The sequence below is a fragment of the Arthrobacter sp. NPDC093128 genome, from assembly GCF_040683875.1.
In the GTDB taxonomy this organism is placed as follows: domain Bacteria; phylum Actinomycetota; class Actinomycetes; order Actinomycetales; family Micrococcaceae; genus Arthrobacter.
In genome coordinates this window covers 285,503-304,083 of the sequence record NZ_JBFBEY010000003.1, presented here as the reverse complement: position 1 = coordinate 304,083, position 18,581 = coordinate 285,503, and the positions used below count along the sequence as shown (strand labels likewise).

At 63.5% G+C, this 18,581-nt stretch carries 21 protein-coding genes; 12 read left to right on the top strand and 9 right to left on the bottom strand.

Translation table 11 applies throughout. From position 1 onward, the window contains the following. The first annotated feature begins 171 nt into the window (after window positions 1-171). The 4 genes from AB0N24_RS05215 (at window position 172) to AB0N24_RS05200 (ending at window position 4,832) form a co-directional block, all read left to right on the top strand. On the top strand, window positions 172-2,319 hold the full coding sequence (locus AB0N24_RS05215; protein WP_364121373.1) for a copper-translocating P-type ATPase: 2,148 nt from the start codon (window positions 172-174) through the stop codon (window positions 2,317-2,319). Between the two features lie 34 nt (window positions 2,320-2,353). After that, complete coding sequence (locus AB0N24_RS05210) at window positions 2,354-2,824, top strand: hypothetical protein (protein WP_364121370.1); 471 nt, start codon at window positions 2,354-2,356, stop codon at window positions 2,822-2,824. Window positions 2,825-2,961: 137 nt separating this feature from the next. Further along, complete coding sequence (locus AB0N24_RS05205; RefSeq protein WP_364121367.1) at window positions 2,962-3,606, top strand: DUF305 domain-containing protein; 645 nt, start codon at window positions 2,962-2,964, stop codon at window positions 3,604-3,606. A 314-nt stretch (window positions 3,607-3,920) separates the two neighbouring features. After that, a complete protein-coding gene (locus AB0N24_RS05200; RefSeq protein WP_364121364.1) occupies window positions 3,921-4,832 on the top strand; it encodes an alpha/beta hydrolase in 912 nt (303 codons plus the stop codon). A 29-nt stretch (window positions 4,833-4,861) separates the two neighbouring features. Here the strand turns inward: AB0N24_RS05200 and AB0N24_RS05195 are convergent, their stop codons facing one another. The 3 genes from AB0N24_RS05195 to AB0N24_RS05185 form a co-directional block, all read right to left on the bottom strand. Then, window positions 4,862-5,362 carry an HAD domain-containing protein gene (locus AB0N24_RS05195; RefSeq protein ID WP_364121361.1) on the bottom strand — a complete coding sequence of 167 codons (501 nt, stop codon included), beginning with the start codon at window positions 5,360-5,362 and terminating at the stop codon, window positions 4,862-4,864. Then, window positions 5,362-5,658, bottom strand: a complete 297-nt coding sequence (locus tag AB0N24_RS05190; RefSeq protein ID WP_364121358.1) for an antibiotic biosynthesis monooxygenase family protein — start codon at window positions 5,656-5,658, stop codon at window positions 5,362-5,364. The genes AB0N24_RS05195 and AB0N24_RS05190 overlap by 1 nt, the downstream gene beginning before the upstream one ends. 137 nt (window positions 5,659-5,795) lie before the next feature. Continuing rightward, the gene (locus AB0N24_RS05185; protein WP_364121355.1) at window positions 5,796-6,272 is read right to left on the bottom strand and encodes a VOC family protein; all 477 of its coding nucleotides are present in this window, start codon (window positions 6,270-6,272) and stop codon (window positions 5,796-5,798) included. 177 nt (window positions 6,273-6,449) lie between these two features. Here AB0N24_RS05185 and AB0N24_RS05180 point away from each other — a divergent pair, with 177 nt between their 5' ends. Further along, complete coding sequence (locus tag AB0N24_RS05180) at window positions 6,450-7,082, top strand: LysE family translocator (RefSeq protein ID WP_364121352.1); 633 nt, start codon at window positions 6,450-6,452, stop codon at window positions 7,080-7,082. A gap of 3 nt (window positions 7,083-7,085) precedes the next feature. On the opposite strand, the gene AB0N24_RS05175 is transcribed toward AB0N24_RS05180, so the two are convergent. After that, complete coding sequence (locus AB0N24_RS05175; RefSeq protein WP_364121349.1) at window positions 7,086-7,454, bottom strand: VOC family protein; 369 nt, start codon at window positions 7,452-7,454, stop codon at window positions 7,086-7,088. Window positions 7,455-7,592: 138 nt separating this feature from the next. On the opposite strand from AB0N24_RS05175, the gene AB0N24_RS05170 reads away from it, so the two are divergent. Together AB0N24_RS05170 and AB0N24_RS05165 are read left to right on the top strand one after the other, a co-directional pair. Next, complete coding sequence (locus tag AB0N24_RS05170) at window positions 7,593-8,009, top strand: DUF3054 domain-containing protein (protein ID WP_364121346.1); 417 nt, start codon at window positions 7,593-7,595, stop codon at window positions 8,007-8,009. 81 nt (window positions 8,010-8,090) lie between these two features. Beyond that, complete coding sequence (locus AB0N24_RS05165; protein WP_028269180.1) at window positions 8,091-8,372, top strand: Lrp/AsnC ligand binding domain-containing protein; 282 nt, start codon at window positions 8,091-8,093, stop codon at window positions 8,370-8,372. A gap of 15 nt (window positions 8,373-8,387) precedes the next feature. Here AB0N24_RS05165 and trpD read toward each other — a convergent pair whose 3' ends face one another. Continuing rightward, on the bottom strand, window positions 8,388-9,446 hold the full coding sequence (gene trpD / locus AB0N24_RS05160) for an anthranilate phosphoribosyltransferase (protein WP_364121343.1): 1,059 nt from the start codon (window positions 9,444-9,446) through the stop codon (window positions 8,388-8,390). Between the two features lie 112 nt (window positions 9,447-9,558). Here trpD and AB0N24_RS05155 point away from each other — a divergent pair, with 112 nt between their 5' ends. The 4 genes from AB0N24_RS05155 (at window position 9,559) to AB0N24_RS05140 (ending at window position 13,936) form a co-directional block, all read left to right on the top strand. Then, window positions 9,559-10,233, top strand: coding sequence for a heme-copper oxidase subunit III (locus AB0N24_RS05155; RefSeq protein ID WP_364121340.1), 675 nt, complete (start codon window positions 9,559-9,561; stop codon window positions 10,231-10,233). 87 nt (window positions 10,234-10,320) lie between these two features. Further along, a complete protein-coding gene (locus AB0N24_RS05150; RefSeq protein WP_364121337.1) occupies window positions 10,321-11,109 on the top strand; it encodes a c-type cytochrome in 789 nt (262 codons plus the stop codon). A gap of 99 nt (window positions 11,110-11,208) precedes the next feature. After that, window positions 11,209-12,279, top strand: a complete 1,071-nt coding sequence (locus tag AB0N24_RS05145; RefSeq protein WP_364121334.1) for a Rieske 2Fe-2S domain-containing protein — start codon at window positions 11,209-11,211, stop codon at window positions 12,277-12,279. Then, entirely contained in the window at window positions 12,257-13,936 is a 1,680-nt protein-coding gene (locus AB0N24_RS05140; RefSeq protein WP_364121331.1) for a cytochrome bc complex cytochrome b subunit, read from the top strand. Before AB0N24_RS05145 ends, AB0N24_RS05140 begins: the two co-directional genes overlap by 23 nt. Window positions 13,937-14,000: 64 nt before the next feature. Here the strand turns inward: AB0N24_RS05140 and AB0N24_RS05135 are convergent, their stop codons facing one another. Beyond that, a complete protein-coding gene (locus AB0N24_RS05135) occupies window positions 14,001-14,795 on the bottom strand; it encodes a GntR family transcriptional regulator (protein ID WP_364121328.1) in 795 nt (264 codons plus the stop codon). Window positions 14,796-14,957: 162 nt separating this feature from the next. Here AB0N24_RS05135 and AB0N24_RS05130 point away from each other — a divergent pair, with 162 nt between their 5' ends. Further along, window positions 14,958-15,251 (top strand): HPr family phosphocarrier protein, encoded by a 294-nt coding sequence (locus AB0N24_RS05130; protein WP_364121325.1) that lies wholly within the window; start codon window positions 14,958-14,960, stop codon window positions 15,249-15,251. 155 nt (window positions 15,252-15,406) lie between these two features. Here the strand turns inward: AB0N24_RS05130 and AB0N24_RS05125 are convergent, their stop codons facing one another. Genes AB0N24_RS05125 through coxB form a run of 3 tightly spaced genes read right to left on the bottom strand, consistent with a single transcriptional unit; the run spans window position 15,407 to window position 18,415 of the window. Further along, window positions 15,407-15,808 carry a cytochrome c oxidase subunit 4 gene (locus AB0N24_RS05125; protein ID WP_364121323.1) on the bottom strand — a complete coding sequence of 134 codons (402 nt, stop codon included), beginning with the start codon at window positions 15,806-15,808 and terminating at the stop codon, window positions 15,407-15,409. Next, window positions 15,805-17,532, bottom strand: coding sequence for a cytochrome c oxidase subunit I (ctaD, locus tag AB0N24_RS05120; RefSeq protein ID WP_364121320.1), 1,728 nt, complete (start codon window positions 17,530-17,532; stop codon window positions 15,805-15,807). Before ctaD ends, AB0N24_RS05125 begins: the two co-directional genes overlap by 4 nt. 10 nt (window positions 17,533-17,542) lie before the next feature. Next, window positions 17,543-18,415, bottom strand: coding sequence for a cytochrome c oxidase subunit II (gene coxB / locus AB0N24_RS05115; protein ID WP_364121317.1), 873 nt, complete (start codon window positions 18,413-18,415; stop codon window positions 17,543-17,545). Window positions 18,416-18,581: the final 166 nt, after the last annotated feature.

Below are 18,581 nucleotides of genomic sequence, written 5' to 3'. Positions count from 1 at the left end.
CACAACCCTTCTGGGTCTGCGCTGCCCTGCCGACGCTTGACGAATATACCCCCTAGGGGTATGTTGGTGGTTGTTGTCAATGAAGTGGTATGTCCAGGCAGGGCCTTGCACCGCCGTCACAGCCGTTCAACCACAGCACCCGTCGAACCCTTCTTCAGGAATGGAACTGACATGTGCGGAACAGAATCCCGGAAAGAACTGCCCTCGGCTTCCTCAATGGACGGCATGGCCGGCTCCGCCGTCGAGCTCGGTGAGGGCGCAACAACCACCACGGGCCACCACGATCACGCGGCAGGCCGCGGTGCACATGATGACCACGTGGTGCACAGCCACGGCCAGCACGCCGGGCACAGCACGGCGATGTTCAAGAACAGGTTCTGGCTGACGCTGGCGCTCTCAGTGCCGGTGGTGTATTTCAGCCCGATGTTCGGGCACCTGCTCGGCTACATGCCGCCCGGGTTTCCGGGCGCGGCCTGGATCCCGCCAGTCCTGGGCACGGTGATCTTTGTCTACGGCGGTATGCCGTTCCTGAGGGGCGGACTGCATGAGCTGAAAGCCCGGCAGCCGGGGATGATGCTGCTGATCGGCATGGCCATCAGCGTCGCATTCGCCGCTTCCTGGGTCACCAGCCTGGGGATCGGAGGGTTCGACCTGGACTTCTGGTGGGAGCTTGCCCTGCTGGTGGCCATCATGCTGCTGGGCCACTGGATCGAAATGCGCGCCCTTGGCTCCGCCCGGGGAGCCCTCGATGCCCTCGCGGCACTGCTGCCCGACGAAGCGGAACGCATCACCGAAGCAGGCACCGAAACCGTTGGCGTCACCGAACTCCGGGCCGGCGACACGCTCCTGGTCCGTTCCGGCGCCCGGATGCCGGCGGACGGCATTGTGGTCGACGGCGCGGCAGAGTTCGATGAATCGATGATCACCGGCGAGTCCAGGACGGTGCCCCGCTCCCCCGGCGACCAGGTCGTGGCCGGCACTGTCGCGACAGACAATACCGTCCGGGTCCGGGTCACCGCCGTCGGTGACGATACTGCCTTGGCTGGCATCCAGCGTCTGGTCGCCGAAGCACAGGCTTCGTCCTCGAAGGCGCAAGCCCTGGCGGACCGCGCCGCAGCCTTTCTGTTCTACTTCGCCGCCGGTGCCGGTGTTATCACTTTCATCGTATGGAGCCTGCTGGGCAGTGTCCCTGAAGCCGTCGCACGTACCGTCACCGTGCTGGTGATCGCCTGCCCGCACGCCTTGGGCCTGGCCATCCCGCTGGTTATCGCGATTTCCACCGAGCAGGCTGCCCGGGCCGGGGTGCTGATCAAGAACCGGATGGCGCTGGAGCGCATGCGGACCATTGACGTCGTCCTGTTCGACAAGACAGGAACCCTGACCAAAGGCGAGCCCGAGCTCAGGGACGCAATGGGTGTCGACGGCGTCAGCCCCGAGGCGCTGGTGGCTTTGGCCGCCGCCGTGGAAGCCGACAGTGAACACCCGGTCGCCCGCGCCGTCGTCCGGGCGGCCCGGCAGCAGGAACTGCAGATCCCCCAGGCCACGGCTTTTACCTCCATGACGGGCCGGGGCGTCCGCGCCACTGTGGGTGGGCGAACCCTTCTGGTAGGCGGCCCTGCCCTTCTGCGGGAAGCCGGAATCACCGAACCCGACGATCTGGCTGCTTTCACACGGGCTTGGAAGGACCGCGGCGCGGCTGTGCTGCACGTCATCGAGGGGGGTCGGATCCTTGGCGCGGTCAGCTTGGAGGACGCCATCCGCGAGGAATCGCGGGTGGCCGTGGCAGCCCTGCAGCACCGAGGCATCAAGGTCGCCATGATCACGGGCGATGCCCGCCAGGTTGCCCGGGCCGTGGCCTCGGAGCTGAACATCGACGAGGTGTTCGCCGAAGTTCTCCCAGCGGACAAGGACAAGAAAGTCGCGGAACTCCAGGCCCGCGGGCTGAAGGTCGCCATGGTCGGCGACGGCGTCAACGACTCACCGGCGCTGGCAAGAGCGGAGGTCGGCATTGCGATCGGCGCCGGCACAGACGTCGCCATTGAATCAGCCGGGGTTATCCTTGCCGGTAACGATCCCCGGGCCGTGCTCTCCATGGTTAACCTTTCCCGCGCCAGTTACCGGAAGATGTGGCAGAACCTCGTGTGGGCCACCGGCTACAACATCCTTTCCGTCCCGCTGGCCGCCGGCGTGCTCGCCTTCGCGGGGGTCGTGCTGTCCCCTGCCGCCGGGGCTGTGCTGATGTCGGCCTCGACCATCGTCGTCGCACTGAACGCCCAGCTACTTCGCCGGGTGAAACTGAATCCGGCCCGGATTGATTGAACCGGGAGGCAGCGACGTGGGATTGAGTAGACCGGTGCCGGCACCAGACTGGCACGTTGCGACGGAGTTCCTGTGCCGCGGGGGACGGCTCGCCGCGATTATGGCCCTGACCGCCGGGATCCTCGGCATGCACGTGATCACCCTCAACCATTCGATGCACTCCCCAGCCGCCGCAATGGCATTACCCGCAGGCGCCGCCAACACATCATCCACTGTTGATGCCCCCGCCGGGCACCGGGCGTCTGACGGACATTCACACCCGGTGTTCGTCCAGGACACGACCGGGCAACCCTCGGATCCATGCCCCGGCAGCTGCCACAGCATCCAGGCCACCACGGCGTGCTGCACACTGTCAGCAAAGGCCGGCTCCCTGACGGCCCCGCTCCCCGGCACCACGATGTTCGGTGCCGTTCCCGCCGCCGATCCCCCAGGCTCGATCCCGCCGCGAAATTCCTACCTTCCCGGAAGCCCGTCGCCGGGTGAGTTGTCCATCAGTCGGACGTAAACCGGAGCGCCTTGAGGATGCGACGCGCGCATGACCACACGCCCCAATCCGGGCGCGTCCGCCGCATCCAAATGATGCACACTCTCCCCCGGCGGTGCCTTGCGGCCCCCTAATATTTTTCGAAGGAACGGTTTTTCATGATCAAGAAGTTTCTGCCCCTTTCCGCCACTGCGATCGCTGCGGCAATCGCGCTGGCCGGCTGCACCACCGGAACCGGACCCGGTTCCTCCGGCACGTCCATGCCAAACATGGATCACGGCAGCTCCAGCGCCGCCCCGGCCAGGAGCACTCAGGCGTCTGCCGCGGATCACAACGCCGCCGACGTCATGTTCGCCCGGATGATGATCCCCCACCACGCCCAGGCGGTGGAGATGAGCGACGTGATGCTGGCCAAGAAAGACATCCCCGCGGACGTGACTGCCCTCGCCACCAGGATCAAGGCCGCGCAGGGACCGGAGATCGAAACGATGACCGGCTGGCTCAAGAGCTGGAACGAGTCCATACAGGAGCCCAACGCCCATGACATGTCCACCCAGGGCACGGGCGGGATGGACGGCATGATGAGCGACGCGGACATGACCAAGCTCGACGTCGCCCAAGGCAGCGAAGCGGCCAGGCTCTTCCTGAACCAGATGATCATCCACCACGAAGGCGCCATCATCATGGCCAAAACCGAAAGCACTGCCGGGAAAAGCCCCGAAGCCGTCAAACTCGGCCAGGCCATCGTTACCGCACAGGAAGCAGAAATACAGGAAATGCGGGCCATGCTGGCCAAGCTCTGACGTCACCAGGCTTTCCCCCCCCCGGCCGGCACCGTTGCCCTACGGTGCCGGCCGTCCTCTCCCTGCCCAAGAACTGCGGGCTTCCCCGTCCACGGTCAGTAACGGCAGTATCGTTCCAAAAGTTGTGGGACTAACCTAATGCCAGATGGCCCGCTCAGCGGCCCGTCACGTCTCTACCTTGGAGTTCCGCCATGCCGCTGCGCAGCTTCTCCCGCCGCACCCGTTCATTCCCCGATCACGCACAAGCCCGTCAGAAACGGCGCAGCCGACGGCTCCGGGCAACGGGCATTGCCGCGCTGACAATACTCGGGTTGGTGCTTGGGTCAACCTCGGCAAACCTCATCATGGAAAGTGTTGAACGCTCCAAGACCGTGCCGTACGGGCAGAAAATCCAGATCGCCCAAGGGACCATCAATGTCGCCCGAACCGGAAAGACCGGCCCGACCCTGGTGCTGCTCAGCGGATTAGGCACGCCGGCGCCGGCGCTGGACTTTGCCCCGCTGATCAGGGAATTGGCCGGATACCAGGTCGTCGTTGTAGAGGGGTTCGGCTACGGCTTCAGCGATATGTCCGCCAGACCGCGGACCATCGAGAACATGTCGGAGGAACTGCATGAGGTGCTCGCCAAACTCGCCATCGATGTTCCCTACGTCCTTGTCGGTCACTCGATCGCAGGCTTCACCACTCTTCACTACGCCAACAAATACCCGGAAGAAGTATCCGGTGTTATCGGGATCGACCCCACGGTACCCGCCGCCAAGACTGCCGCGGCCGAAGCTCCTGCACCCGCCGACATGCCTGTCTCAGGCAACTTCTGGGAACGGATTCCTTCGACCACCGGCTTGGTCCGCTGGGCCGGCGCTCTTGGTCTCGCAGACCCGGCAGGCGACGGCTATACGACGACGGAACGCGACGAAATGCGTAAGTTGCTGAGCTGGAACTTTGGCAACGCGGCACTGACCGACGAAACGAACCGAATCGGAGAGAACGCCCAGAAGCTCCAGAACCTCAGCTACCCCGAGACTCTTCCCGTGCTGGAGTTTCTGTCCCAGGAAACCATGAACCAGCAACCGGAATGGCTCCCGGCGCATGAACGCCAACTGCTCAAGGTCAAGCACCATGAGCTGATCAGTCTGGACGGCCCCCACTACCTGCACTGGACCCAGTCCCGGGCCATGGCGGAAAAGATCCATGAGTTCCTGAACGCCGGCGGCAGTGGGCCCTAGTTTCGGAGACCCGGCTGAGCACACCAGGCTCAGCTACCGCTTTCGACGAAGACCTCAACCGCCACAACATGCGCTTCGGTCAGGCCTTCAGCCGGCATGGGCCGCACCAGCAGTACCTGCCGCCGGAATCCGCGCGCCCACTCGCGGGCGTCCGGTCCAAGGACGTCATCAATCCACACGACCGAGTCCCAGGTGGCTTCGCCCGAAAGTTCCATCCTGGCCAGCCACCGGGTCACCGGCCGGAGCTTCGGTGTAGGCGACTCGGATTCGTTCAGGGCACGTGCGGGCAATGGCACTCGTAACGCTTCGTTCCCCAGCCGCAACTGAGACTCGAGCCCGGCGGTCTGCTCGGCCGGCCACGTCGATACCCAAGCGATCCTGCCGAACACCGCGAGCCTGTTGACCAAGGCAATTTTCGCGTCCGAGAGCACCAGTTCCAGTGAGCCGTCGGGGCTTGCCACCCGGGCACGTGGGTTGAGGACCCCGTCAATGTCGAGAAGGATCAACGGCTTCATAGTCGCGTCAGGCATCACCCGATGGTCGCTGCTTCCTCCAGCGTATGCGGTTCGAAATGCTCCAGCATTTCCCGCATGGCCTCGTATCCCTGGACGAACGCGGCTGAGGCCCGCCAGCGTTCAGTCTGCTCGAGCGACTCCCACGGTCCGGTGCTGATGAACCTGTTGGGAACGTCGCGATCGCGCATCAGAACCGCCTTTGCCCCGGGAAATTCTTCTTGGGTCTTGCTGGCAAGGCCGCGCCAGGCCTGCACAAAATCGTCCTCCCTGCCGGGTTTTACCAACCAGATTCCGAGCGTGTAAACAGACATCGCGAACGCCTCCAATCACGTACGGTGTGGGATAGTCCCGATTATCGTCCGGTTGAGCGAAGCAGGGTAGGGCCGATGGTCATGGGCACGCTCCCCTTACGCCATCTCCCTCCGGCTCCCGGGACGGTCAGGAACCGTCAGGAACCGTCATAGGCGGCCTGGAGTTCGGCGATCTCGAGCTTCCTCATGCCCAGCATCGCCTGCATGGCCCGCTGCGCCCCCTCCTGGTCCGGACCTCCCAGCAACTGGCTCAGGACGGAGGGCACAACCTGCCACGAAACCCCGAACTTGTCCTTGAGCCAGCCGCATTGGCTCTCCGAGCCACCCGCCGTAAGCGCCGACCAGTAGCGGTCCACTTCCTCCTGCGAGGAGCAGTCGATCACGAAGGAAACCGCTTCGCTGAAGGAGAAAGCCGGGCCCCCGTTAAGCGCAAGGAACTTCCGGCCCTCAATCTCGAATTCGACCGTCATGACCTGTCCCGCGGGTCCGGGGCCGTCGTCACCGTAGCGTGCCGCGTTGAGAATTTTGGAGCCGTCAAAAACCGAGACGTAGAAGTCGGCGGCTTCCTCGGCCTGGGTGTCGAACCACAGGCAGGTGGTGATCTTTTGGCTCACGTTGGTCCCTCATCTCACTGGCTGCGCCGGAAACGGCTCCCGACGGCGATCCTTTGGTTGCGTTTGCGAGCCTAGCCGGGCGTGATTCCGGACACAATGGCAGTGCCGCGGCATCCGGTGCCACGGCACTGCCGCCTGCCGGGCAGGAAAGGGATCCGGGCCTGGTTATCATCGAGTATGTCGGTCCCTGAAGCCCTTCTCCAGTTCGCTGTGGTCGCTGCCCTGCTGACCGTGATTCCCGGGCTCGACACCGTGCTGGTTCTCCGCACGGCGATCAGCCGGGGGCGCGGTCCGGCTTTTGCGACGGCGGCGGGAATCTGCACCGGCACGGTGGCGTGGGGCGTTGCGGCCGCGCTGGGTGCGTCCGCGCTCCTGGCTGCCTCTGAGACGGCCTTCACGGTGCTGAAAATCGCGGGCGCCTGCTACATGGCATTTCTCGGAATCTCGATGTTCATCAGGACCTTCAGAAGAGGACCCGCAATGCCCACGGAACTCGTGCAGGCTGCGGGAAGCGCACGGGCGCCCTTTCTGACAGGCGTGACAACGAGTCTGCTGAATCCCAAAGTGGGCGTTTTCTACATGGCCATGATCCCGCAGTTCCTGCCACAGGATGTCCCGCCCCTATTAATGGGGGTTCTGCTGCCTCTCGTGCACAACGTGGAGGGCATGCTCTGGTTCGCGGGAATCATCGTGGCCACCCACTATGCCCGGCGCTGGCTGCAGTCCCCGGCGGTGGGCAAAGCCACGGACCGTATCGCCGGCGTCGTACTTGTGGCCTTTGCCGCGAAGATCGCGGCGAGCAAAGCCTGACTGCTACCGCGGCAACTGGCTGACCAGACCGACGGTGTTGCCCTCGCTGTCCCGGATGAATGCCATCCATTCATCCGTCCCGTCCGGGCCCAGCCGGTCATCTGTGTGGCTGAAGATCACCTGTGGTTCGGCCACGATCTCCACTCCCCTGCTCCGGAGCTCGGTCACGGCGTCCCTAACGTCGGGAACCGCCAGGTAGACAAGGGACGACGGCGCCCCGGACTCCAGCAGCAGCCGGACGCCGTCAAGGTCAAAGAACAGGAGCCCGGGCGGGTCGAACACGGCCCGGGCCTCGGCGCCGAGCAGCGCCGCGTAGAACCCTGCCGCCCGCTGCAGGTCACTGGCATGTTGCGCGATCTGGACAAGTCTCATGCTGCCGTCCGGGGTGTAGTTACGGGAACGCGATGTGCCGGGAAACGGCCCCGGTCACAGTGTACGGCCGCCGCGGGCGATCGCGTCAGGCGGTCACGCCAGGTCGTAGCAACGAAAATCCTTTACTAGTCTGGAGGCATGCCTTCCCGCACCAACACCGCACCCGTCCGCGCAGCCGCCAGGAGTTCCGTGGCTATTGCCGCCCTCGCCGACGCGGCCCTGATTCTTACCTTCGCCGCCATCGGCCGGGACGCGCACCAGCGCGGGGATGTGATCGCCGGGGTCCTCCTGACAGCCTGGCCGTTCCTGGCGGGAGCGGCCTTAGCCTGGCTTGGGCTGCGGGTGTGGCGGGCGCCGCTGCGCGTCTGGCCGGCTGGGGTCAGCGTGTGGATCGGAGCCGTGGCCCTGGGCATGCTGCTCCGTGCTTTGACCGGCCAGACGGTGGTAGTGCCGTTCGTCATTGTGGCGCTGCTCAGCCTGGGCGTGTTCCTCCTCGGCTACCGGCTCATCGTGGCCGGATTCCGGCGGCTGGCGGGGCGCCGGCAGCGCCGCTGAAGCACCCTGATGCACTAGGCTGGCAACAGACAGCAACGCCTGCCGTTTCCGCAACGGCGCACCCGATCCGAAAGGTCAAGAGTGATCACCGCATTCGTCCTGATCAAGACAGACGCCTCGCGCATTCCGGAAACGGCAGAGGAGATTTCGGCGATTCCGGGCATCAGCGAGGTCTACTCCGTGACCGGGGAATGGGACCTGATTGCTGTTGCGCGGGTGGCCAAGCATGATGAGCTGGCGGACGTCATCGCGGACAAGCTGTCCAAGGTCCCTGCCGTTGTGCACACCACAACGCACATCGCCTTCCGCGCTTACTCCCAGCACGACCTCGATGCGGCCTTCGCCCTCGGTTTCGAGCAGTAAGGCCGGGCACACCGCCTAGCCCTGGGTCAGGGCCACCCACTTTTCCAGAACGGCAGCTGCGGCGCCGGAGTCAATAGACTCTTCAGCGCGCTTCAACGCGGCCGCCATGCGGTCCGTCAGCGGACCCTCGGCCCGGACATCGAAGGCCACCAGTCCTGCGGCGGCGTTGAGCAGGACGGCGTCGCGGGCCGCTCCGGCCGCGCCGGCCAGAACATCACGGACGACGGCGGCATTCGCTGCGGCGTCACCGCCACGAAGCTCCTCCACCGTCGCCGGACGGATGCCCAGCGCCTGCGGATCAAAGGCCTGTTCGCTGACTTCCCCGTCCCTGATCTCCCAGACCGTGGACGGCCCGGTCGTTGTCAGCTCGTCCAGTCCGTCGCTTCCCCTGAAGACCAGTCCGCGGCTTCCGCGCTTGGCAAGCACGCCGGCAACCAGGGGCGCCATTCGTGCATTGGCAACACCTACTGCTGAGGCCTGCACCCGGGCCGGGTTGGTCAGCGGTCCAAGGAAGTTGAAGGCCGTGGGTATGGCAAGTTCGCGGCGGGGCACGGCTGTGTGCCGAAAGGAGGGATGGAACACCTGGGCGAAACAGAAGGTGATTCCGGCCTCTTCGGCGTTCCGTGCGACGCGATCGATGGGGAGGTCCAGCCGGACCCCCAGGGCTTCCAGGACGTCCGCCGAGCCCGACGACGACGAGGAGGCCCGGTTGCCGTGCTTGACCACCTTCGCACCGGCTCCCGCACAGACCAGCGCCGCCATAGTGGAGATGTTAACGGTGTTGAGCTGGTCGCCGCCGGTGCCCACGATGTCCAGCTTCTCGCCGCCGATGTCCACGGGGTTTGCGTGGGCCAGCATCGCTTCGACAAGGCCGGCAATCTCATCCACCGTCTCGCCCTTTGCGCGCAGCGCCACGAGGAATCCGGCAATCTGGGCGGGTGTGGCTTCGCCGGACATGATCGTGTCCATCGCCCACTCCGTGTTGTCAGCCGTGAGGTCCGTGCCGTTGATCAGAGCCGAAATGAGCCGCGGCCAGGTGTTGCCGGCCGGCTGTGCTGATGCCTGTGAAGTCACCTCCTGATGCTATCGAGGCACGCGCCCTGATGACCAATGTGAACCGGCCCGGGAACTTTTCCGCGCGAATTCGCGTCTTTGTAGAAAAAGTCCCCGCAAAAGGCGGTTTGCATTGGGCAGGAGGAACTTTTACAGACATAATGTCTATGTGACATCTGCGACCCATGCCCCCAGTACCCCGGCGCACCCGACGCTGAACCGCCCGAATATGGTTTCTGTAGGAACCGTTGTGTGGCTGTCCAGTGAGTTGATGTTCTTCGCCGGTCTCTTCGCCATGTACTTCACACTCCGTTCGACTTCCGGAGCGATGTGGGCTGAAGAGACAGCAAAGCTCAACTTCCCCTTTGCGCTCGTAAACACCATCGTCCTCGTGGCAAGTTCATTTACTTGCCAGATGGGCGTCTTCGCCGCTGAGCGGCTCCAGCCGCGCCGCGCCGGCGGCCCCCTTGCTATCACGCGTTGGGGGATGAACGAATGGTTCACCCTGACGTTTATCATGGGTGCCTTCTTCGTTGCCGGCCAGGCAACGGAATACGCCATGCTCGTTTCGGAGCATGTGTCGCTTTCGTCGAATGCGTATGGCTCGTCCTTCTACATGACCACCGGCTTCCACGGCCTGCACGTCATCGGCGGCCTCATCGCCTTCCTCTTTATCATCGGCCGTTCGTTCGCCGCCAAGAAGTTTGGTCACTTCGAAGCCACGTCCGCGATTGTCACCTCGTACTACTGGCACTTCGTCGACGTCGTGTGGATCGGCCTCTTCCTGGTCATCTACGTCCTCAGGTAGCCCTGACTTGACTCTTTTTCTACAAGAGGCAGAATTTCAAGAAGCGGCTCCCGGAGCCGACGCAGGATCGAATAAAGGAACCACCACGTGAAGGCACTCTCGCAGAAGCGACGTCACCCCCTGGCAGCCATTGCGCTGCTGCTGATGGGCCTCCTCCTCACTGGTGGGCTGTACGCCGTTGCCACCACCGTCAACGAGGCCAAGGCTTCCACCACCAGCTTCAGTGCGAACGACGCTGAAGAGGGCGGGAAGCTTTTCGCCGCCAACTGCGCCACCTGCCACGGCATGGGCGCGAGCGGAACCCAGGACGGACCCTCACTTGTAGGCGTCGGTGCTGCCGCCGTTGACTTCCAGGTAGGCACCGGGCGTATGCCCATGCAGATGAATGGCCCGCAGGCTTACAAGAAGCCCGCACAGTTCAACGACGAACAGACCCACCAGCTCTCCGCTTACGTCGCTTCGCTCGGGCCCGGCCCGTCCATCCCCGAAGAGCACCTTCTGGATGCACAGGGCAACGCCGCAGAAGGCGGCGAGCTCTTCCGCGTGAACTGCGCCATGTGCCACAACGCGGCAGCTGCCGGCGGCGCACTGACCCGGGGCAAGTTTGCTCCCGCCCTCGCGGACGTTTCCGAGAAGCACATCTACGAAGCAATGGCCACCGGACCGCAGAACATGCCCGTCTTCAACGACGCCAATGTCTCTCCCGAAGGCAAGCGCGACATCATTACCTTCCTCAAGCAGATCGAAGCCAACGGCTCACCCGGCGGAGCCGACCTCGGCGCGCTGGGCCCGGTTTCTGAAGGCCTGTTTGTCTGGATCGCCGGCCTGGGCGTCATCATCGCCTTCACCATCTGGCTGACATCCCGGACGTCCTAGCAACGTCCGTAACTGTAAGAACTCCTGCTGACGAGTCAGCAGTATGGAATTGAAAACTAACCCGGCGCTGGCCGGGACGAGAGAAGGATGAGGCGAATTATGGGCAACCATAGTGACGGCAGTCCGAACCACTCGGGCACCGTAGCTACGGCTGGTCAGAATGAGGTGGAGAAGTTCCAGGATCCTGGACTTCCTCCGCATCGTTTGCGCCTGGCTGACACGGACCCGAAGGCCGCAAAGCGTGCAGAACGGCAGGTTGCCATTCTCTTCGGCAGCTCCGTTGTGGGCACCGTGATCTTCCTGGTGGCGTACTTCGCCATCGATCTTGGACCCGACTCCACGATCGCCACTATCCGGCTGCAGAATGCCCTGCTGGGCATTGGCACTGCCTTTGCCATGCTCGGCATCGGCACCGGTATCGTCCACTGGGCCAAGGCCCTCATGCCGGACCACGAGGTTTCGGAAGAGCGCCACGCTATCCGTACCGAGGACGACCGCCAGGCGGCGGTCCGCATCGTTGACGACATCGTGGAGGAAACCGGGATCAAGCGCCGGCCGCTGATCCGCAACACCCTTCTCGGCGCCGTCGCTTTGGCTCCGCTCCCGGCCCTGGCAGTCTTCGGCGACCTCGGTCCCCGGCCGGACAACACACTGGCGCACACCATGTGGGCTCCGCAGGAGGGCAAGCTCAAGCGCCTTACCCGCGACCCCGACGGCACGCCAATCAAGGCTTCGGACGTCACCATCGGTTCGGCTTTCCACGTGATTCCGGAAGGTCTCAACGAACTGCATGAAGGTAAACTGAACGAAAAGGCCAAGGCCGTTGTCCTGCTCATGCGCCTCAACCCCGAGTCCCTCAAGCCCTCCGCGGGACGCGAGGACTGGAGCTACAACGGCATCGTTGCTTACTCAAAGATCTGCACCCACGTTGGTTGCCCTGTTGCCCTGTACGAGCAGCAGACCCACCACCTGCTGTGCCCGTGCCACCAGTCAACCTTCGACCTGACCCAGGAATGCAAGGTTATCTTTGGCCCGGCCAGCCGGCCTCTCCCCCAGCTGCCCATCGCAGTTGACGCCGAGGGCTACCTGGTCGCCACCAGCGACTTCAAAGAACCCGTAGGACCGAGTTACTGGGAGCGTGATGAGCATGAGCGCAACATCAACAGCTAATGCCCCCGCCTTCGTCGCCAAAACCAAGGGCGGCCGCATTACCGATTTCGTTGACCAGCGCGTCGGCGGTTCGGGAATCCTCCGCGAATTCGGCCGGAAGGTCTTTCCGGACCACTGGTCGTTCATGTTCGGCGAAGTCGCCCTGTACTCCTTCGTCATCCTGCTTCTGTCCGGCACCTTCCTGACGTTCTTCTTTGATCCGTCAATGGCGGAAACGCACTACTCGGGCTCCTACACGCCGTTGAAGAACGTGGAAATGTCGGTTGCCTACAGCTCGTCCCTGGACATCTCCTTCGACGTCCGCGGCGGCCTGTTCATGCGCCAGGTTCACCACTGGTCGGCCCTGCTGTTCGTTGCCTCACTCTCGGTGCACATGCTCCGCGTATTCTTCACGGGCGCTTTCCGCAAGCCCCGCGAAATGAACTGGGTTGTAGGCGGCGTCCTGCTGATCCTGTCCATGGCTGCCGGCTTCACCGGCTACTCGCTCCCCGATGACTTGCTCTCCGGCAACGGCCTGCGCATCATCGACGGTGTCATCAAATCCATCCCGGTCATTGGAACGTACATCTCGTTCTTCCTGTTCGGCGGGGAATTCCCGGGCTCCGTGATCATCGGCCGCCTGTACATGCTGCACATCCTTCTGGTGCCGGCCCTCATCCTGCTGATGATTGTCCTTCACCTGTTCATGGTGGTTGTGCACAAGCACACCCAGTACCCTGGCCCGGGACGCAACGACGGCAACGTCGTCGGCTACCCCCTCGGGCCGGTATACGCTGCCAAAGCCGGCGGCTTCTTCTTCATCGTGTTCGGCGTCGTGGCCCTGATGGCAGCCTTCTTTACGATCAACCCGATCTGGAACTACGGACCTTACGACCCCTCGCCCGTGTCTGCTGGAACCCAGCCGGACTGGTACATCGGGTTTGTGGACGGCGCCCTGCGCCTGATGCCGGGTGTCATCAATGACTTCCACTTCGAATACATCATCTTCGGGCATGTCCTCACACTGAACGTGCTGCTTCCGGCGCTCGTTCCGGCCGGCATCATCTTTACCGTGCTGTTCACCTACCCGTGGATCGAACGTTGGGTCACGAAGGATGACCGCGAGCACCACGTACTGGACCGTCCGCGCAATGCGCCGACGCGTACTGCTATCGGTGTAGCCGGTTTCACCTGGTACTCCGTCATGTGGGCAGCCGCTGGCTCGGACCTCATTGCAACCCACTTCCACGTTGCACTGAACGATGTGACCTACTGGCTGCGGGCACTGTTCTTCATTGGCCCGATCATCGCGTTCGTCGTGACCAAGCGTGTGGCCCTCGCCCTCCAGCGCAAGGACCGCGAAATTGCCCTGCACGGCCGCGAAACCGGCCGCATCGTGCGCCTGCCGCACGGCGAGTTCATCGAGGTCCATGCACCGCTGGATGACTACAAGCGCTACAAGCTGGTCGGCTTTGAGTCGCCGGTGCCGCTGCCTGCGGTCCCCAACGAACACGGCATCGTGACGCGGAAGGAAAAGCGCCGCGCCGCACTCTCGCAGTGGTTCTTCGAAGACCGGGTTGCACCTGCTTCGCCTGCTGAACTTGAGGCGGCCCATGGCCACCACGGCCAGCATGAAGCCGTCGAATCGGCTGAGTCCCAGAAGACGCTCAGCCACTAGTTCGAGTATCACCGCAACAAACGAAAGAGGCCCCGTCCGTCAGGACGGGGCCTCTTCGTTGTTCCTACGGGTTTCGGTAGCCTGAGGCGTAGTTGCGCGTAGGCCTCACGCCGGGACGTTGCAGCGGGACCCACAGCTTGTAGCGGTCCGCGCGGTAGTAGGACACCGAGTAGTCCACCATGGACCGGGCCACGAAAGCGTGCCGCTGGATCTTGAGCAGCGGCGAGCCGACTTCGACGTTGAGCAGGCGTGCGGTGGAAGGTGAGGCCGCGGTGGCCTCGATCATGTCCTCCCCCCATTCCATGACCAGGCCGTACCGTTCGCTCAGGACGTTGTACAGGGATGTCGGAGGTTCGCCGTCGAGCAGCCCGGGAACCCTGTGTGCGGGGATGAAGTTTTCGTCCACGCTCATGGGCTCGTTATCTGCCAGGAGAAGACGCCTGAAGCGCACCAGGGGCGTTCCCTCGTCCAGCTGGAGCTCACGGGCCAGGAACGCACTGGCGCTGATCTGCTCGAAACTCAGCACCTTGGCTGCCGGAACCATTCCGCGGCGCTGCATTTCCTCACTGTACGAGGTGAGCTTCACCTGCAGGTCGAGTTTTGGCTTGCGGACGAACGTTCCGAGGCCAACGACCCGTTCGATGACTTCCTCGCCCACGAGTGCGTCGATGGCCTGCCGGACCGTCATACGGGCCAGGCCGAACCTTTCGGCCAGGTCCCGTTCCGAGGGCAGCGAGGAACCGGGCGGGCACGAGGCCGCAATGTGGGCCCGCAGGAGTTCCCTCAGCTGGACGTAGATGGGGACGCCGCTTTCCCGGTCGATCTCCCCCACCATTTTGTTGGCGTCAGAGGCCGCCATGGCAATGCTCCAGATTAAATTTCATGGTTTAAGCGTAGGGCACCGGCGCCGCAGGTCTAGACCACCCCTGCAACAGTTTCAGCGTCGGGTCACGCCGCGGCTACGCTTGATCACGAATGCAGTCATGACGGAGCCGAGTCCCGTCGGAACAAAGGAGTCCCGTTGCCAGTGCGTAAGGCAATTGTTCAATCACCCATCGGCCTGCACGCCCGGCCGGCCGCTATCTTTGTTCGGGCTGTCACGGAGTCCGGTCTGCCGGTCAGGATAGGTAAGGACGGGGTTCCGCCCGTCGATGCGAGATCCCTGCTCGAGGTGATGACGGCCGATTTCTACTGTGGCTGCGAAGTGGAACTTTCCGTTGACTCCGAGGCGCTGCCCGCCCGCTACACCGTCGAATCAGCCGAAGCAGCACTGGAAGGCCTGACGCTGCTCCTGGAGGCAGGCGCGGCCGCCTAAAGGGTTCCTGCGGGCCGCGGCGGGTGCTTCCGGCCCGCCTCGATCGCAACCCAGCCTCAAGGCACCCTGCAGCAAAGAATACGAACACAAAGCAAACGACGGCGGGCCCCACCAAATGGTGGGGCCCGCCGTCGTTGTCAGTGGAGCAGGTAAGGCTAGTGGGCGTGATCGCCGCGGCTGTACTCGAAGACCCAGCCAACGAGGGCAATGGTCGCCAGTCCGGCCGCAATGTAGACAATCCAGAACCCAACGGCCAGGCCGAGGAAGCCTGCTGCACAGGACAGGCCCAGGACCAGCGGCCACCAGCTCCAGGGGCTGAAGTGTCCCTGTTCGCCGGAGCCCTCGTGGATCTCGGCGTCGTTGCGGTCCTCGGGTCGCAGTCCCACGCGCTTGCCGGTGAACCCCAGGTACGCGCCGATCATGCCGGCCAGCCCACCAACAAGCAGGATGCCCAGGGTGCCGACCCATTCATGCCAGTTGGTCAGGAATCCGTAAACCAGGGCGACCGGTACGAAGAAGAAGACTCCGGCTCCAAAAATCCATGATTCGATCTTCACTTGGCGGTGTCCTTCTGATCGGCGTTGCCGAGCACGGCTGCTGCCGGTGCCGGTGACTCAACGGTGTGCGACTGGGCGAGCTCCGGGTGGTGGAGGTCCAGGGCCGGGCGCTCCGAACGGATGCGCGGCAGCGACGTGAAGTTGTGGCGCGGCGGCGGGCAGGACGTGGCCCACTCCAGCGAAGCACCAAAGCCCCAGGGATCGTCAACTTCCACACGCTCGTTGCTGCGCCAGGTGATGTAGACGTTCCAGAAGAACGGGATCAGCGAGGCGCCCAGCACGAACGAGGAGATCGTGGAGAACTGGTTCATCCAGGTGAAGTTGTCCTGCGGCATGTAGTCGGCGTAGCGGCGGGGCATGCCCTCGACTCCGAGCCAGTGCTGGATCAGGAAGGTTCCGTGGAAGCCGAGGAACAGCATCCAGAAGTGGATCTTGCCGAGGCGCTCGTTGAGCATCTTGCCGGTCCACTTCGGCCACCAGAAGTAGAAGCCGGCGAACATGGCGAACACCACGGTGCCAAACACCACGTAGTGGAAGTGGGCCACCACGAAGTAGGAGTCCGAGACGTGGAAGTCCAGCGGCGGGGAGGCCAGGATGATGCCGGTCAGGCCGCCGAAGAGGAACGTTGCGAGGAAGCCGATGCTCCACAGCATGGGTGTCTCAAAAGTGATGGAACCCCGCCACATGGTGCCGATCCAGTTGAAGAACTTCACGCCGGTCGGGACCGCGATCAGCATCGTCATGAAGGAGAAGAACGGCAGCAGGACCGAGCCGGTCACGTACATGTGGTGTGCCCACACGGTCACGGACAGCGCCGCGATGGCGATGGTCGCGTAGACCAGGCCCTTGTAGCCGAAGATCGGCTTGCGGCTGAAGACCGGGAAGATCTCGGAGACGATGCCGAAGAACGGCAGCGCGATGATGTACACCTCGGGGTGGCCGAAGAACCAGAACAGGTGCTGCCAGAGGACGGCACCGCCGTTCTCGGGATCGAAGATGTGCGCACCGAAGCGGCGGTCGGCGCCGAGGGCGAACAGCGCTGCTGCCAGCGGCGGGAAGGCCATCAGGACCAGGATGGCGGTAACCAGCGTGTTCCAGGTGAAGATCGGCATGCGCCACATGGTCATGCCCGGGGCACGCATGCAGATGATCGTGGTGATGAAGTTGACCGCACCAAGGATGGTGCCGAAGCCGGACAGCGCCAGGCCGAAGACCCACAGGTCACCGCCGACGCCGGGGCTGAAGGTCGTGTTGGACAGCGGCGCGTACGCAAACCAGCCGAACGACGCGGCACCCTGCGGGGTGATGAAGCCGGAGACGGCGATGGTGGAGCCGAACAGGAAGAACCAGAAGGCCAGCGCGTTCAGTCGCGGGAAGGCGACGTCGGGGGCACCGATCTGCAGCGGCATGATGACGTTGGCAAAGCCCGCGAACAGCGGGGTGGCGAACATCAGGAGCATGACCGTGCCGTGCATGGTGAACAGCTGGTTGTACTGCTCCTTGGTCTGCAGGATCTGCATGCCGGGCTCGAAGAGCTCGGCGCGGATCAGCAGGGCCATCACGCCGCCGAAGCAGAAGAACACGAAGGACGCGATCAGGTACATGTACCCGATGGTCTTGTGGTCGGTCGAAGTGATCCAGTTGACGACGATGCGTCCCTTGGATTTCGGTACTACGGGCGCCCCAAGGGTCCCGACAGGTGCGGATTGAGTGTAAGTAGCCACGTCGCTCCCCTTACTTAATTTCGTTCAGGTTCGGGTTGCGGTCGTACTCTTCGCCGAGCAGTCCGGAATTGCCGTCCTGGCGCAGCTGCTCCAGGTGCGACTGGAACTCCGACTCGGAGACAACCTTGACGCGGAACAGCATTTCGGAGTGGTATTCACCGCAGAGTTCGGCACACTTGCCGTCATAGGTGCCCTCTTTGGTGGGGGTGAACCTGATGTAGTTCGTCTTGCCGGGGATCATGTCGCGCTTCTGCAGGAAGGCGGGAACCCAGAAGGAGTGGATCACGTCGCGGGAGTTCAGCTCCAGGTCAACAGACTTGTTCACCGGGAGGTACAAGGTGGGCAGCTTTTCCTTGTCCACATCAGCACCGGTGAGGTGCGCCTGAACGCCCGCTTCATGCACGTCGCCGGTGACTACGTCACCCTGCTTGTAGTTGAAGTCCCAGGCCCACTGCTTGCCACGGACATCTACAACGACGTCGGCAGGCTTGGACCGGTCATCAATCGCCTGCTGGTCGCGGTCGGTGAAGTAGAAGAACACCAGCACCATGAACAGCGGGATGGTCAGATAGAAGACCTCGAGGGGAAGGTTGAAGCTGGTCTGCCGCGGGAATCCCACCGTGCCCTTACGACGGCGGTAGGCGACGATGCACCAGACCAGGAGTCCCCAGGTAATGATGCCCACGACCAGTGCGGCAATCCATGAGTTGACCCAGAGGTCCATGATGCGGTCAGTGTGATTGGTGGTGCCACGCTCGGTGGGCAACCAGCCTTTCTGTACCTCTGGTGAACATCCAGTCAAAGCCAACGCGCCGGCTAGTGCCAAGCCAGTGATCGTAGTGATCTGTTTGCGTCGGCTGCCGGTTCGGTTCTGCGAACTCACAGACGGCCCTTCCTACTTGTTGCTGTTGCCCGGGCCGTAGATGGCTCCCCGGGCACACTAAAAGTTTTACTACTCGATGTAGAGCTTACCGCTCCCCGGGGGTTTTCGCCCACATGTCGGCACCGTGCGTCGGCACCGGTTAAAACCGGTGCCGAATGCAAGCTGT